This window comes from Sinorhizobium sp. 22678, from assembly GCF_052044265.1.
Lineage (GTDB): Bacteria > Pseudomonadota > Alphaproteobacteria > Rhizobiales > Rhizobiaceae > Sinorhizobium > Sinorhizobium meliloti_A.
Genome location: NZ_JBQEMS010000005.1, coordinates 33,696 through 47,293 on the forward strand (window position 1 = coordinate 33,696; position 13,598 = coordinate 47,293).

The 13,598-nt window shown below is 61.2% G+C and carries 11 protein-coding genes and 1 pseudogene; 5 read left to right on the forward strand and 7 right to left on the reverse strand.

The features are described 5' to 3' along the window. Positions 1-4 precede the first annotated feature (4 nt). Positions 5-229: a hypothetical protein gene (locus ACTJKL_RS09475; protein ID WP_018097207.1), complete on the forward strand. Its 225-nt coding sequence runs from the start codon at positions 5-7 to the stop codon at positions 227-229. Between the two features lie 419 nt (positions 230-648). On the opposite strand, the pseudogene ACTJKL_RS09480 reads toward ACTJKL_RS09475, so the two are convergent. The 7 genes and pseudogenes from ACTJKL_RS09480 to ACTJKL_RS09510 form a co-directional block, all read right to left on the reverse strand. Next, positions 649-1,790, reverse strand: a pseudogene (locus ACTJKL_RS09480) (MFS transporter). Positions 1,791-1,946: 156 nt separating this feature from the next. Then, positions 1,947-3,356 (reverse strand): chromate efflux transporter, encoded by a 1,410-nt coding sequence (gene chrA / locus ACTJKL_RS09485; RefSeq protein WP_018097206.1) that lies wholly within the window; start codon positions 3,354-3,356, stop codon positions 1,947-1,949. Then, the gene (locus tag ACTJKL_RS09490; RefSeq protein WP_018097205.1) at positions 3,353-4,174 is read right to left on the reverse strand and encodes a chromate resistance protein ChrB domain-containing protein; all 822 of its coding nucleotides are present in this window, start codon (positions 4,172-4,174) and stop codon (positions 3,353-3,355) included. Before ACTJKL_RS09490 ends, chrA begins: the two co-directional genes overlap by 4 nt. A gap of 490 nt (positions 4,175-4,664) precedes the next feature. After that, a complete protein-coding gene (locus ACTJKL_RS09495; protein WP_440852757.1) occupies positions 4,665-5,738 on the reverse strand; it encodes an ABC transporter substrate-binding protein in 1,074 nt (357 codons plus the stop codon). 49 nt (positions 5,739-5,787) lie between these two features. Next, entirely contained in the window at positions 5,788-6,654 is an 867-nt protein-coding gene (locus ACTJKL_RS09500; protein WP_440852758.1) for an ABC transporter permease, read from the reverse strand. After that, positions 6,644-7,534 (reverse strand): ABC transporter permease, encoded by an 891-nt coding sequence (locus tag ACTJKL_RS09505; protein ID WP_440852759.1) that lies wholly within the window; start codon positions 7,532-7,534, stop codon positions 6,644-6,646. The genes ACTJKL_RS09500 and ACTJKL_RS09505 overlap by 11 nt, the downstream gene beginning before the upstream one ends. Beyond that, entirely contained in the window at positions 7,531-8,649 is a 1,119-nt protein-coding gene (locus ACTJKL_RS09510) for an ABC transporter ATP-binding protein (RefSeq protein WP_018097200.1), read from the reverse strand. Before ACTJKL_RS09510 ends, ACTJKL_RS09505 begins: the two co-directional genes overlap by 4 nt. A 281-nt stretch (positions 8,650-8,930) precedes the next feature. On the opposite strand from ACTJKL_RS09510, the gene ACTJKL_RS09515 reads away from it, so the two are divergent. The 4 genes from ACTJKL_RS09515 (at position 8,931) to ACTJKL_RS09530 (ending at position 13,578) form a co-directional block, all read left to right on the forward strand. Continuing rightward, positions 8,931-9,629 carry a GntR family transcriptional regulator gene (locus tag ACTJKL_RS09515; RefSeq protein WP_440852861.1) on the forward strand — a complete coding sequence of 233 codons (699 nt, stop codon included), beginning with the start codon at positions 8,931-8,933 and terminating at the stop codon, positions 9,627-9,629. 102 nt (positions 9,630-9,731) lie between these two features. Beyond that, complete coding sequence (locus ACTJKL_RS09520) at positions 9,732-11,096, forward strand: aspartate aminotransferase family protein (protein ID WP_440852760.1); 1,365 nt, start codon at positions 9,732-9,734, stop codon at positions 11,094-11,096. Next, positions 11,093-12,805 (forward strand): acetolactate synthase catalytic subunit, encoded by a 1,713-nt coding sequence (locus ACTJKL_RS09525; protein ID WP_411926775.1) that lies wholly within the window; start codon positions 11,093-11,095, stop codon positions 12,803-12,805. The genes ACTJKL_RS09520 and ACTJKL_RS09525 overlap by 4 nt, the downstream gene beginning before the upstream one ends. Next, on the forward strand, positions 12,802-13,578 hold the full coding sequence (locus ACTJKL_RS09530) for an SDR family oxidoreductase (RefSeq protein ID WP_440852761.1): 777 nt from the start codon (positions 12,802-12,804) through the stop codon (positions 13,576-13,578). The genes ACTJKL_RS09525 and ACTJKL_RS09530 overlap by 4 nt, the downstream gene beginning before the upstream one ends. Positions 13,579-13,598 lie beyond the last annotated feature (20 nt).

Below are 13,598 nucleotides of genomic sequence, written 5' to 3' on the forward strand. Positions count from 1 at the left end.
GCAGGTGGTACAACCGCGTTTCATCCTGATCGGCGGTCAACCGGATACGGAGCGACCACCCGCATCGTCGCCGACGATCTTCGCTCCTATCATTCCTGGAAGGCCGAGCTATCGCTGGATCGCCCCCAATCTGGTCCTCAGCAAGTATACGACTGCTCATATCGTAAACGAGATGGTGGCGAATGAGGTGGTTGCCCAGACTTTCCGCCATTCGGCGACCAAATGCTAAGGGCGGGCCGTGATGGGTGGAAAGCGGCAGTTGCCGAATGAGGCCCGAATTGCAGGTTGACCGGCAAAACCGATGTTGACCTCGACACGGATCATTCCGGCTTTCTGACCACGATTGAAGCCGAAGGCCTCTGAACACCTGGATCGTAGCCGGTAGGGCTACTCCCGCGAACCGCCCCAGATGATCCGTCCGCCATAAGCAAGTCGCTCAGCCCGGCGGCACCATGTCGATGGCGGCTGGTGTCCAGCAGGTCGGTCATAGAACCAGACGCGGCAGAGTCCCGGCGGAGGCAAATGCCCACGAATGCGATAAGAATAACGCCGATGGTTGTTCCAGCCACCGGTGATCTCTTAATGGCACAGTTTCATGTATGGCTTGAACACGCGCTGAACGGCAACAGCGCGCCAACAGCGCTACTCTCAGCTTTCCTCCGGCGGCCTAAGGTGTCGGAACTGCATCGCACAGATGACGAGCGGCCAAGACCGGTAGGATGTTGCAAACAGCGCGCCCGCAAGGGCTGGGCTCGCCGCGGCGGCGAGACTGCATGGCACGGATGTGAAGCTCGCGGCCGCCGCCCGCTCCGACTCCGTGACGACGGCCATGACATAGGACGAGCGAGTCGACACGTCCATCTGCGAGAGCGCCGCCCGAAGCAGTAGCAGGGCCAGCGCCAGCGGCAATGTCGGTGCGAACGTCGCCAGCATCAGGGCAACGCTTGACGGTATGGGGGTACCATGGTGTTGATGAGACCGATACGTCGCGACAGCCATGCAGCGACAGGAAACGACAACGCCGACAACACGCCCGACCAGAAGAAAAATACCCCAGCTTGTGCGAGCGATAGATCGAAACGCTCGAACAGCCAGAGGGCGAGCAGCGACTGGACCACGAAGCCTCGGCGAAGGCGTCGAGGCTGAACAGGGCCGCGAGCCTCAAGACGATGGCGCGTGACGGGCCGAGCGCCGCGGTCTCCACGGTTTCGTGGCTGACAATGCGCTTTGGTATGCGTGCATAAAGAAAGCCGGCGGCGAACCCGACTAGCGCGTAGAGCACGAACATCAGCTTGACGGCTGCCAATCGTTCGAGCTCCACGACAGCGATGAAATCGGAAGTGCGGCCGAAAGCGCACCGGCGGCACTAGGCTGTAGCGCGCGAACATCCTCGTCCGCTCCGCATCGCTTACTTCGCGGGTGAGCGCCGCGTGCTCCAGTGGCACGAACACACTCACGCTACCGGCCGACGGATTGACGGTCCCGGCGAACGCGATCACCAGCAGCGGCCAGTAATCGTGCGCCAGGGATATGGCGACACCTGTAGCCGTCATCAGGCTCGCGGCGGCGAGCACCAACCAACGGACATCGTGGCGCGCGCCGAGAAACCCGACGGCAATCGTCAAGAGCGCCGAGCCAAAGAGGGACGCGGTCGCGATGATGCCGACTTGCGGCGGGGAAAAGCCGAGGAGGTGCAGATAGACCGGAAGGAGGATGGCGACAAAGCCGTCGCCGAAATCGCGCAAGGCACGCGCAGCAAACAGATAGGTTCCCGGGTGGATGCCTGACACTTACGTCCCTTCTTTCGAGCTGCGTCTCGGCTTCAACCTGTCGGGCACGGACAGCGAGGGACCAACGAGAAGCCAGGCATCTAGCCAGAGCTCGCTACGGAGACGTCGCTGCCTTATAGAGGAGCCCCGTTGCATTTCTCTGTTTCGCAAAGCGGCCTACGTGCCCAACGTCCACGCCATACCGGCCAAGGCGCAGGCGAGCAGCGTGACGATGATCGATGCCTTGTACCGGAATATTGCGGTTGCGGCTGTGATGGTCAGAACGAGTGAAGGGAGAACAAGGGAGCTCAGTACGGGAACGTCCAGCGTGAGACCTCCGATGTTCCGCGTGATCACCTCGGCAAACAGCGTGTGCAAACCAAACCAGACCGCGAGATTAAGGATTACACCGACGACCGCGGCGGTGATCGCCGACATCGCGCCGGTTAGCGCCACATTGCTCCGCAGCCTCTCGATGAAGGGTGCTCCGAGGAAGATCCAGAGGAAGCAGGGGACAAAGGTGACCCAAGTCGTCAGCACTGCCGCAAGCGTCGCCGCAGTCATCGGGTTGAGCGAGCCAGGATCGCGATAGGCGCCCATGAAGCCGACGAACTGGGTGACCATGATCAACGGCCCCGGTGTCGTCTCGGCCATGCCGAGACCGTCGAGCATCTCGCCCGGTTTCAGCCAACCATATTGCTGAACCGCTTCCTGGGCGACATAGGCAAGCACCGCATAGGCACCTCCGAAGGTCACAACCGCCATCTGGCTGAAGAACAGTCCGATCTTGGTGAAGACGTTGTCCGGCCCGAGAAAGATCAAAAGCAAGGCAAGCGGCACCAGCCACAGCGCGAGGAAAACCGCCGAGACTCGTAGTGACCAGGCCAGGTCGGGGCGCGCGTGAGCAGGGATGTCTTCTCCGAGAAGCGAGTCTTCATCCTTGAGAACTGGTCCAGTTCCCGCCTTGTGGCCGCCGCCGATCCGGAAGAGCGGCGACCCCGAGCGCCCACCGATATAGCCGATGATGCCGGCGCCCAGAATGATCAGCGGGAACGGCACCCCGAAGAAGAAGATGGTGACGAAGGCGGCCGCCGCAATGCCGATCATCAGCCGGTTTTTCAGCGCCCTGCTGCCAATCCGGAAGACGGCATGAATAACGACCGCAAGCACGGCCGCCTTCAGGCCGAAGAACAGCCCCTCGACGACAGTGACATTGCCGAAGGCCGCGTAGATGTAGCTCAGAGCAAGAATTGAAAGGAAGCCCGGAAGAACGAACAGAATGCCGGCGACGAGTCCTCCGACAGTTCTGTGCAGGAGCCAGCCAATATAGACCGCAAGCTGCTGCGCTTCCGGGCCGGGCAGCAGCATGCAGTAGTTGAGCGCGTGCAGGAAGCGGTGCTCGCCGATCCAACGCTTCTCGTCGACGAGGATACGGTGCATCACCGCGATCTGCCCGGCGGGGCCGCCGAAGCTCAAGGTCGCGATCCGCGCCCAGACGCGAAGTGCGTCGCCGAACGGTATGCCATGCCTCAATGCTTGGGGCTCTGACATAGTCGTGACGTTCCGTGCGATGTCGGACAAGGTCATGCTCCCTTTTTCGGAGAAGGCCAGTTGTGCGTTTCGTCGGTCGCGTCCCGGCACCAGCGGTAAAACGCGTCATAGAGCGGCAGACCCGCCTCGAGCTGTTCGTTGTCGTCGGCATACATGCGCGACAGCCCAAGCGAGGCGGCTAACAGGCCGGGCGCCTGCGGCGCAAGATCAAGCCGCGCCGTGTCGGCAGCCCGAACGATTGTTGCGAGCCGCAACAGCGGTTCCGTTGCCAGCCCGAATTCCTGAACCATGACGTCAAAGGTGCAATGCTCGCCACGGTGGCTCCAGCGGACCGGCGCGTCGATGTCGAAAGGCGTGGCATTGAAACGCTCGGCGACCGTTTCGACCTCGGACGGCGAGACGAACAGGAACACGGCATTTGGATCAACAAAGCGGCGGATCAACCATGGGCAGGCGATGCGGTCGATCTTCGGACGCGTGCGCGTCACCCAGACGGTGCGCCCTTGCCCATCCCTCTCGGGCAAGCTGGAGGCGGGAACTGCCGGGTGTCCGGCCTTTGCCCAACTCTCGAAGCCGCCCTCGAGCACGTCGGCCGAAACGCCGGCCTGGCGGAGCCAGGCGGCTACGCCGTAGCTCAGTTTTTTGCCGCGGTGGCAGATGACGACGGCGGACCGGCCGTAAAGCTCATCCCTCCAGAACTGCACCTCACGGTAATCGCGCCGGACCGAGCCGGGGACCAGCCGAGGGTCGGCGTTGAAATCCTCGTCAATCCGCACGTCGATGAGAGCTGGGGATTTCGGGGTACCGATGAGGCGGGCGAGCTTGTCGGGGGAAATTTCAAGAAGTGACGGCATGGCGCGTCCTCCGTCTGACCGGTTGAAAAGGACGCGATTCTTCGGCTGTCGCCTCGTGGGGTGATCGCAACCCCATGGACTGTGTTTTCCGCTCTTTGCCCACGGCTGTCAAGCGGTGCGCCCGCACTTGTCACCGCACGAATAGCTCGTGAACGGCAACCGCGACGAGGATCATGCCGGCAACCGCCTCGACCGTCTGCGGGTGAAATGCTCAGCGCCATCGTCGGGCGTGCGCAATGGGCTCAAGCGAGCCGTTCACAGCGTCTGCTGCGGAAGAGAGGGAAGGGTCGCTCCCGGCCGCTGATCAGAAACTGTCGTGCGACTGCTTCTGGACAAACGAGGACGTACACGGTGCTTGCATGAACCTCGGCCCCCCCAAAGAGGACGCTTAGCTCGGGGTGAGCATCCGCTTCACCTTCAGACGATTCCCAAGGCGGAGCGCTCCGAGACCGCTGCGCCTCGCCTCCATGCACGCGGGGCGCTGGTGCAGTCAGCGAATCCACTCGTTCCAGCGCTGCAACATCATCGCAGCATTGGCGTTGATCCACTCCGCGTCGGGAAGAATGACGTGATCCCGGACGTCGTCACCTTGCGGCATCGTCTTGCGCGCCTCATCCGACATCATCGAGATCGCATCGCTACTCGGGGGCGTGCAGGAGAGAGCTTCGCACGCTTTGGCCTGCGCCGCGGGAGAGTCCAGCCAGAAGGCCATTAACTTCAGCGCGTTGTCACGGTGCGGCGCGCCCTTCAGCAGCGCTATCCGGTCGCCGACGAGGAAGGCGGCCTTGTAGGACCAGTCGATCGGCAGCCCCTCATTCTGCATCGCCTTTGCGCGCGTCAACCAGATCTGCCCGAGCGAGTACTCGCCATTGCGAAACCCTTGCACGCTCTGATCGCCCGTCTTCCACCACAGCGTGACGGAAGGCTTGATCTTGTCGAGCTTAGCCAACGCGCGATCGATGTCGAGCGGAAATAATTCGTCGCGCTTTACACCATCGGCGAGCAGTGCGGCCGCCATGACGCGCCAGGGATCATCGAAGTTCGGAAATGCGCGTTCACCCGGAAATTTCCCTGTGTCCCACATATCGGCCCATGTTGCGGGAACTGGTTCTCCGGGTTTTCCGGTTCTGTAGGCCAACAGCGTAGCCGTGGATTGCAGCAGGGCCCCGCCAGCGGAGCATGCATTGGCGCTGAGGTCCTCGCGATCGGCAAATTGGCGGCAGAAATCCGTCAGATCCTCTGTCACTTCGCGATGCGCCTTTGAGGCGGCCTGGATCTCGCCGTCGAGATAGAGGTCCCAATTGACGTTTCCCGTTTTCACCATGGCCGCAGCCTTGGCGCGCATTTCGGCGTTCGTCGCCGCGACGGTGACCACCTCGATGCCAGTAGCCTTCGTGAACGGATCGAACCAGGCCTCCCTTAGAGCCTTGTCATAAGCGCCGCCGGTCGACGCGATGATGACTTGCTCGCCGGCGATTGTCGGAAGCGACAAGGCTATCAAGGATAGAAATCCGGCGACAGTCGGCTTCATCACTGCTGTGGAACGTGAGAGGAGAGACGTCATGAAAGAATCCTTTGTTAATTCAGATGCTGAGAAGTGGGAGTCCTCGGTTTCACGAGCGAGGCTTACGGGCGTTCAGCAGGTGAACCGTGCCCATGAGCAGGAGGGAAGTGGCGACGAGCACGGTCGAGACCGCGGCAATGACCGGCGTCAGGTTGAAATCGATATCCTCGAACATCTTGCGCCCGATCGATTTGCCACCAATGTCCGATATGAAGAACGCGACGGTCGCTTCATCGAATGAGGCGAGAAAGGCGAACACGGCCGCCGCTGCGACACCTGGGACGATGTTCGGCAGAACGACGAGGAAGAATGCCTGCAGCCTGTTGGCCCCGCAGTTCAACGCCGCCAGCTCGAGCGTCGGATCGACGCGCTGCAGCGACGCCGTGACGGTGATGATCACATAGGGGATTGCCAACACGGTGTGCGCGATGAGGAATCCGAAAAAGCTGCCGGTGAGCTGCAGGGGCGAGAAGGCGAGGTAGAGCGCCACGCCCAGGATGATGTGGGGAACAATCATCGGCCCGAGCGCAAGCGCCTGCAATGTGGATCTGAACGGAAGGCATCCTCGCACAATCGCGAGCGCCGCCATGATTCCCACGACAGTCGCTGTCGCGGTTGTCGCCAAGGCGATCTTAAGACTGAACCACGTCGCTGCCATCCAGTCCGGATCATTGAAATAGGCGCTGTACCATTTGAGTGTCAGGCCCTGGGGCGGGAACTCAATATGGTCAGTTTCGCTGAGCGACATCGGTAGCACGATCAGCGTCGGCAACAGCAGGAAGAAGAGAATACATCCGATCCCCGCGCCGAAGGCAATGATCCCCGCCGCCCTCGAATAGCCGCGGATCGTCGGAGAAGCGAAGATATCCATGGCCGCAGGAATCCGGCCCGGCATGCGTGCGTGATCAATAGACACTGTTCAATCCTCTGCTGAGCGATAGCGTCCTGCGGAACAGGAGAACAAAAAGGAGCGTAACGGCGAGGAGTACGGTCGAAAGTGCTGCCGCGAACGGCCAATCGAGCAGGACTGTTGTCTGCTGGCCGATGAGCGTCGCCATCAGCATCGAGCCGGGCCCACCAACCAGCGCCGGGGTGATGTAGAAGCCGAGCGCCAGTACGAAACACATGACGCTGCCGGCAAAAACACCCGGCAGACTGAGCGGAAGCGTTACGGCGACGAAGGTACGGATGGGCCCGGCGCCGAGATTGCGGGCGGCACGCACGTAGTCTGGGGGCAATGCGCGCAGTGCCGAATAAATCGGCAGGATCATGAAGGGCATCAGCACATGCGTCATCGCGAGGATGACCGCGCCCTGGGTATAGATCAGCTTTAACGGCCCTTCCGTAACCCCCGTATCGACGAGCAGCTTGTTGATGATGCCGTTGCGTTGGAGAAGGACGACCCACGCATAGGAGCGGATGAGGACGGAAGTCCACAAGGGGATGAAGACGCAGGCGGCGATCGCCATTGCCAAGCCCCTGCTCAGCCGCGCCATCATGTAGGCGACGGGAAAACCCAACAGCAGGCTCGCAAGCGTCACGACAAGGGCGACCTCGATCGTGCTGAAGAGAACGTCGAGATGAAGCGACTCGGTAAAAATACGCCGATAGTGGCTGTATGTTCCCCCGGAAAAGCTCAGCGCGATCAGCCGCGCGACCGGATACAGGAACCCAGTCAGCAGGACCGCGAGGAGGGGCGTGACCAATGCCATGGACGCGGTGGGCGAATAAATGCGCGCGGAGCTCGACCGGCGGGATGTCAATAAAGATGAGAGTGATGCCAGTGAACGCGTCATGCGGCGCACCTCTCCGCTATGGAAAAGACGTGCGCGGCTGCGCCGTCAAGGACGATGTCCACGGCGTCGTCTCTTTGGAATGGCATGACGCAGTCAGCAGCGACCTGTACCTGCAGGCTTGCTTCCGGGCGATCGGCTAGGCGGACGAGAAAGATGTATGTCGAACCGATGAACACAGCGGCATCGATGACGCCCGGCAGCGCGTCGGCGCCACCATCGCCGCGCTTCGCAAGACGCATCCGTTCTGGACGGATTGCCACACGCAGAGCCGTTCCGGCATCATATTTGCGCGTACGCTCGCTTGCCGCAGAACGGAGGTTGAGCACCGTTCTCTCCGATAAACGAACAACCGTTCGCTCAGCCGTGCAGTCGAGGCAATCGCCATCAATAAAATTCATCCGGCCGATGAAGTCCGCGACGAACTCCGTCTTCGGCTGCCGGTAGAGCTCCGTCGGTGTACCCATCTGCATCAAGCGACCGTCGGACATTATGGCGACGCGATCCGACATCGTCAGCGCTTCGTCCTGATCATGGGTTACGTAGACGACCGTGGCACCAAGTCGCTCCTGTAGACGTTTTATCTCGAATTGCATCGCCTCTCGCAATTTCTTGTCGAGGGCGCCAAGTGGTTCATCCATCAGAAGGACGGGTGGCTCAAAGGCCAAAGCCCGCGCCACGGCGACCCGTTGCTGTTGGCCACCGGAAAGCTGGTTGGGATAGCGCTCCGCGTAGCCGGAGAGCTGGACGAGTTCCAGCATCTCCTCGACGCGCTGCACGATCGCGGTCTTCTGCATCCGCCCACGCATCCTGAGCGGAAATGCGATGTTCTGGTGGATCGTCAGGTGCGGAAAAAGCGCGTATTTCTGGAACACCATTCCGATGTTCCGGTGATTTGGCGCAAGGAAAGTCACGTCCTGGCCACCGATGGCGATCCTGCCTGCGCTCGGAGCCTCAAAGCCGGCTATCATCGTCAAGGCTGTTGTCTTGCCGGAGCCGGACGGCCCCAACAGCGAGACAAACTCGCCGGCTGCGACGTCGAGCGACAGCTCGCGAATCGCAAGGGCTTCGCCGTATCGTTTTTGAAGTCCCGCAAGGGACAGAGATTGACCGATCAAATCCGCCTTTCCTTTCAGCTGTTGGACGCTCTTCGGCGTCTTCCCCTGGATACGGCCGCTTCCGGCCGCAATGAAAAGCCTTCCTCCGACCCGGGACGAGTCAGGACGATGCGCTTATTGCCGAGGTTTCTGGTGCCCCGCGGGCCGCTTGTCGCCGGCCCGCGTGACGGAGCATGTGAAAGCTGCTAATAGCCGCTGGCGCGACAAAAGCTTTGCAAAACCTTCACACTTTATTTTTGTTGCATCAAAAATTCACAGTGTCAACCGATCGAGAGAGCAAAATGGCGGACAATGCAACCGAATCGCCAGATCTTGAGAGAGCCTCGAAACGGCTGGGGGATGCCGCCTATCGGGAAATGAAGGAGCGCATCATCCGTGGCGTCTATCTGCCAGGCCACAAGTTGACGGTGCGCGCAGTCGCCCAAGACCTCGATGTCAGCACAACGCCCGCGCGCGATGCGATCAATCGTCTGACGAGCGAAGGCGCGCTTGTTTATACCGGGCCGAAGACGGTTGTCGTCCCAATTCTCGACGCGGCCGACCTTCGAGAGATAACGCTCACTCGCCTGGCGCTTGAGGGGCTGGCTTCCGAACAGGCCGCCCAGCACGGAACGCCGGCAGACGTGGAAGAACTGGTGGCCTTACAAGAGCTTATCAATTCCGCCCTCGACGAAAACCGCTATGCGGAAGCGCTGTGGCACAACAAGGAATTCCACTTTACGATCTACCGTCTCTCGGGTCTTCCCCAGCTCGTTTCGATGATCGAAAGCCTGTGGCTGAGGATCGGGCCGTCCTTGCACAATCTCTACCCCGAGTTTGCCGAGGAGAAATACGGTGTTCGCAACCACGAGATCGCCATGGAGGCTCTCGCGGAGCGTGACGCGGCAAGCCTCAGGGCGGCGATAGAAAATGATATTCGCGATGGATATCGACGGCTGAAGCGCGCCTCTCTGGAGAGGGGTGCGGGCTCCTTGGCTTAAGATTTTGTTGCATGGACTTGACGGGCTGCATTTTTGTTGCAACAAAATTGTGAAGCTCGTGCAAAGCGAGCGGTCGATTTTTCACCTCAGGAAGCCGGAACTATGCTCGTTCAAGCAACAAACAGACTGCGGCAGACGTCTGCGCGTAGTCGGTCGAAACATTTATTCAACCGCGCCAAGGCCGTGTTCCCGGATGGAACCACCCGCGCCACGGTGGAGAGGAACCCGTTTCCGATCTATGTCCAGCGCGGCGAGGGGGCTTATCTCGTTGATGTCGACGGGAACCGGCTCCTCGATCTGAACAACAATTTTACCACGCTCATTCACGGGCACGGCTTCGCTCCGGCCACGGAGGCTGTCGTCGACCTGCTGCGCTCGGGAACCTGTTTCGCCAACCCGACGGAGCATGAAATCGCGCTCGCGGAACTTCTGACGACCCGCATTCCCGCAATGGAACGGGTCCGCTTCGTCAATAGCGGAACGGAAGCGGTCATGTTCGCGATCAAGGCCGCGCGCGCTTTCACCGGCAGGCCCGCGATCGCACGCATCGAAGGCGCCTATCACGGCGCCTATGACTGGGCAGAGGCTGGGCAGGAGGTTTCGCCCGGCAAAGGCGGCGGCTGGGCGCCAATGTCCGTCGCAACTCCGGCCTATCGCGGCACTCCCTCAAGCGTCGCCGACGGAGTCCATCTTTTGCGCTTCAACGATGTCGAGGGCCTTGAAGCGCGCTTGAGTGCGGCGAGCGACCGCGTTGCCTGTGTACTGATTGATCCCATGCCCAGCCGGGCGGGGTTGCTGCATCCGGAGCCCGCCTTTTTCGAGGCTTTGTCGGAAACGGCGCGCAAGTACGGAATCCTGATTGTCGCGGACGAGGTGCTCAATCTTCGGCAGGGCTATGCCGGGGCCTCAGCACGCTACGGTCTGAAACCCGATCTGACCACGGCCGGCAAAATCATCGGAGGCGGCTTCCCGATCGGTGCCATTGGCGGCCGCGAGGAAGTGATGCGCGTTTTCGGCACCGAAAATGGAAAACCGTTGTTGCCGCAGGGTGGCACGTTTTCCGCAAATCCGGTCTCAATGGCCGCTGGCCGGGCAGCGATGGAGGCGATGACTCCCGATGCGTTCGATCACCTCGAAGCGATGGGCGAGAGGTTGCGCGCAGGCTTGAGGGCAAGCATTGCCAAGCGCGACGCGCGCTTCTCGGTGACCGGCGCCGCCTCGCTCTTCCGCATCCATCCGAAGCGCATCGCGCCGCTCGAATATCGCGATGCCTATCTGAGCGCCGAAGAGGCCTCCCTCATGCGAAGAATGAGCCGCTACTTACTGGAAGCGGGCATTCTTCTCCCCTATGGAGCCGCCGCCTGCCTTTCGACGCCAATGGTCGACAGCGACATCGACCTTATCCTCAGTGCATTTGACGAATTTCTTCAGGCCGAAATCCAATCCGGAAAGGAGTGCGCGCAATGACGCAACAGAACCCAAACGAAACCGTTGCGCAGCGTATCGCGACGATTCTTCGCCGGCACGATGTGGAATTCATATTTGGCCAAAGCCTGCCATCCGCGGTCATCCTTGCTGCGGAAGCGATCGGCATTCGCCAGATCGCGTACCGGCAGGAGAACATGGGCGGTGCGATGGCGGACGGCTACGCCCGTCTTTCCGGCAAAGTAGCTGTGGTTGCCGCCCAAAACGGCCCCGCGGCAACTTTGCTTGTGCCGCCGCTGGCCGAGGCGTTGAAGGCTAGTGTGCCGATCGTGGCGCTTGTGCAGGATGTCGAGCGAGACCAAATGGACCGCAATGCCTTTCAGGATCTTGATCAGATTGCTCTCTTCCAGTCCTGCACTAAATGGGTGCGGCGTGTCACGGTTCCGGAGCGGATCGACGACTATGTGGACGCGGCATTTACGGCCGCGTCGTCAGGCCGTGCCGGCCCAGCCGCTCTGCTGCTTCCAGCCGATCTCCTGCGTGCCGGGGCGAGATCTCCGGCGGTCGTACGTTCAAAGAACTTAGGCCACTGGCCCTTGGATCGCGTCCGCCCGTCGGATGAAGCACTAGCAGAGGTCGCGTCTCTGATCGCAGCGGCGCGAGCCCCGATCATTATCGCCGGCGGAGGCGTTCATTGCGGCGGCGCCGCGGCAGAACTCGCTGCGCTCCAGCAGGAAGCGTGCCTGCCGATTCTCACCACGAACATGGGGAAGGGGGCGGTGGACGAATTTCATCCGCTTTCGGCCGGAGTGTTAGGCTCGCTCGTCGGGCCGCGATCGCTCGGTCGATACTCGTCCGCTTTGGTCGGAAGTGCGGACTTGGTCATTCTCATCGGAACGCGTACCAACCAGAACGGCACCGACAATTGGCGGCAAATTCCCTCCAGCGCGACGGTCGTGCACATTGACATCGATCCGGTGGAGATCGGACGCAACTACGAAGCCATTCGGCTGGTGGGCGATGCCAGGGAAACGCTTGCCGCCCTGAGAGCGGCGCTCACCCGCGTCGACCTCACGCGGCGGCATCGGGATCGCGCGCGACTGGAGGAATGTATCCATCAAAATTGGAAGCAGTTCGAGCTTGATCGCCACGACGTGGTGACATCGCGTTCCCGACCGATACGCCCAGAGCGGATTATGGCTGAACTCCAGGACCTGCTAACCGACGACGTAACGGTCGTCGCCGACGCGAGCTACTCGTCTATGTGGGTCCTGGGCCAACTCCGAGCGCGAGCGAGCGGAATGCGCTTTATCACGCCGCGCGGGCTGGCGGGGCTCGGTTGGGGGGTGCCGCTCGCGATCGGGGCCAAGGTTGCCCGACCGGATAAGCCGGTCATTGCGATTGTCGGTGACGGCGGCTTTGCTCACAGCTGGGCCGAGCTTGAGACCATGATGCGGATGAAGCTTCCTGTGGCGATCGTCGTCCTCAACAACGGCATCCTCGGTTTCCAGCGCGATGCGGAAACGGTGAAGTTCGGCAACTTCACATCGGCATGCCACTTTGCCGAGGTGGATCACGCAAAATTGGCGGAAGCCTGCGGCTGCCCAGCGGTCCGTGTGGAAGACCCGAGTGAGCTTGCCGATCACTTGCAGCGTGGCATGGACCAGGGGCCGCTATTGATCGAAGTGATGACCGACCCGGCGGCGCATCCCCCCCTCTCACTCTTCGCAAAGATGGACGAAGCGGCATGAGTCGTGATTCTAAAGCAAGAATTGCCGTCGTCACCGGCGGCACTTCCGGTATCGGGTTGGCAACGTCCCGTCTCCTGTTGGAGCGTGGATGCCGGGTCGCCCTCTTCGGGCAAACGCTCGTCAATGTTGAAAGCGCCGCCCAAGCTCTTTGTCAGGATTTCGGCTCCGAGCGGGTGTTCGCGCGCGCTGTTGATCTCGGTGAGCCGGCGCAGATAACGGCATTCTTTTGGGAATTGGACGATTGCTGGGGCAGAGCAGACATTCTCGTTTGCAATGCCGGCATATCACCCAAGGGGCCCTACGGGCCGACCCCATTCCAAGAGATCACACTCCAAGAATGGAACACGGTTCTTTCCGTCAACCTGACCGGGACAATGCTTTGCTGCCAGGCGGTCTTGCCCGGCATGTGCGCGCAGGGTTTTGGCCGCGTTGTTCTTGTCGGGTCCATTGCCGGTCGTGCGCTCCCGAAAATCGCGGGCACCGCCTATGTCGCCTCGAAAGCCGCACTTGCGGGCTTTGCCCGCTCGCTGGTCTCACGGTACGCGGCGCACTCAATTACGGTGAATGTCGTTGCGCCAGGAAGGATTGCCACGGAGATGGCCGGTCCGCGTGACGGCGAGGTCAATCGCACAGCAGTTGCCCGCATTCCCGCGGGCCGCCTGGGGGAGCCTGAAGAAGTCGCGGCGGCCATCGGTTTCCTGACCTCCGACGGAGCAGCCTTCATCAATGGCGCGATAATAGACATCAATGGCGGAGAATACGCGCCACTTTGAAGTTGGAGACCGGGTGCGGA

What these genes read in the sequence shown, in the direction of transcription:
- chrA (WP_018097206.1), bottom strand. Translation starts at nt 3,356, where the DNA reads ATGACCTTGTCCGACATCGCACGGAACGTCACGACTATGTCAGAGCCC.
- ACTJKL_RS09490 (WP_018097205.1), bottom strand. Translation starts at nt 4,174, where the DNA reads ATGCCGTCACTTCTTGAAATTTCCCCCGACAAGCTCGCCCGCCTCATC.
- ACTJKL_RS09495 (WP_440852757.1), bottom strand. Translation starts at nt 5,738, where the DNA reads ATGACGTCTCTCCTCTCACGTTCCACAGCAGTGATGAAGCCGACTGTC.
- ACTJKL_RS09505 (WP_440852759.1), bottom strand. Translation starts at nt 7,534, where the DNA reads ATGACGCGTTCACTGGCATCACTCTCATCTTTATTGACATCCCGCCGG.
- ACTJKL_RS09515 (WP_440852861.1), top strand. Translation starts at nt 8,931, where the DNA reads ATGGCGGACAATGCAACCGAATCGCCAGATCTTGAGAGAGCCTCGAAA.
- ACTJKL_RS09520 (WP_440852760.1), top strand. Translation starts at nt 9,732, where the DNA reads ATGCTCGTTCAAGCAACAAACAGACTGCGGCAGACGTCTGCGCGTAGT.
- ACTJKL_RS09525 (WP_411926775.1), top strand. Translation starts at nt 11,093, where the DNA reads ATGACGCAACAGAACCCAAACGAAACCGTTGCGCAGCGTATCGCGACG.
- ACTJKL_RS09530 (WP_440852761.1), top strand. Translation starts at nt 12,802, where the DNA reads ATGAGTCGTGATTCTAAAGCAAGAATTGCCGTCGTCACCGGCGGCACT.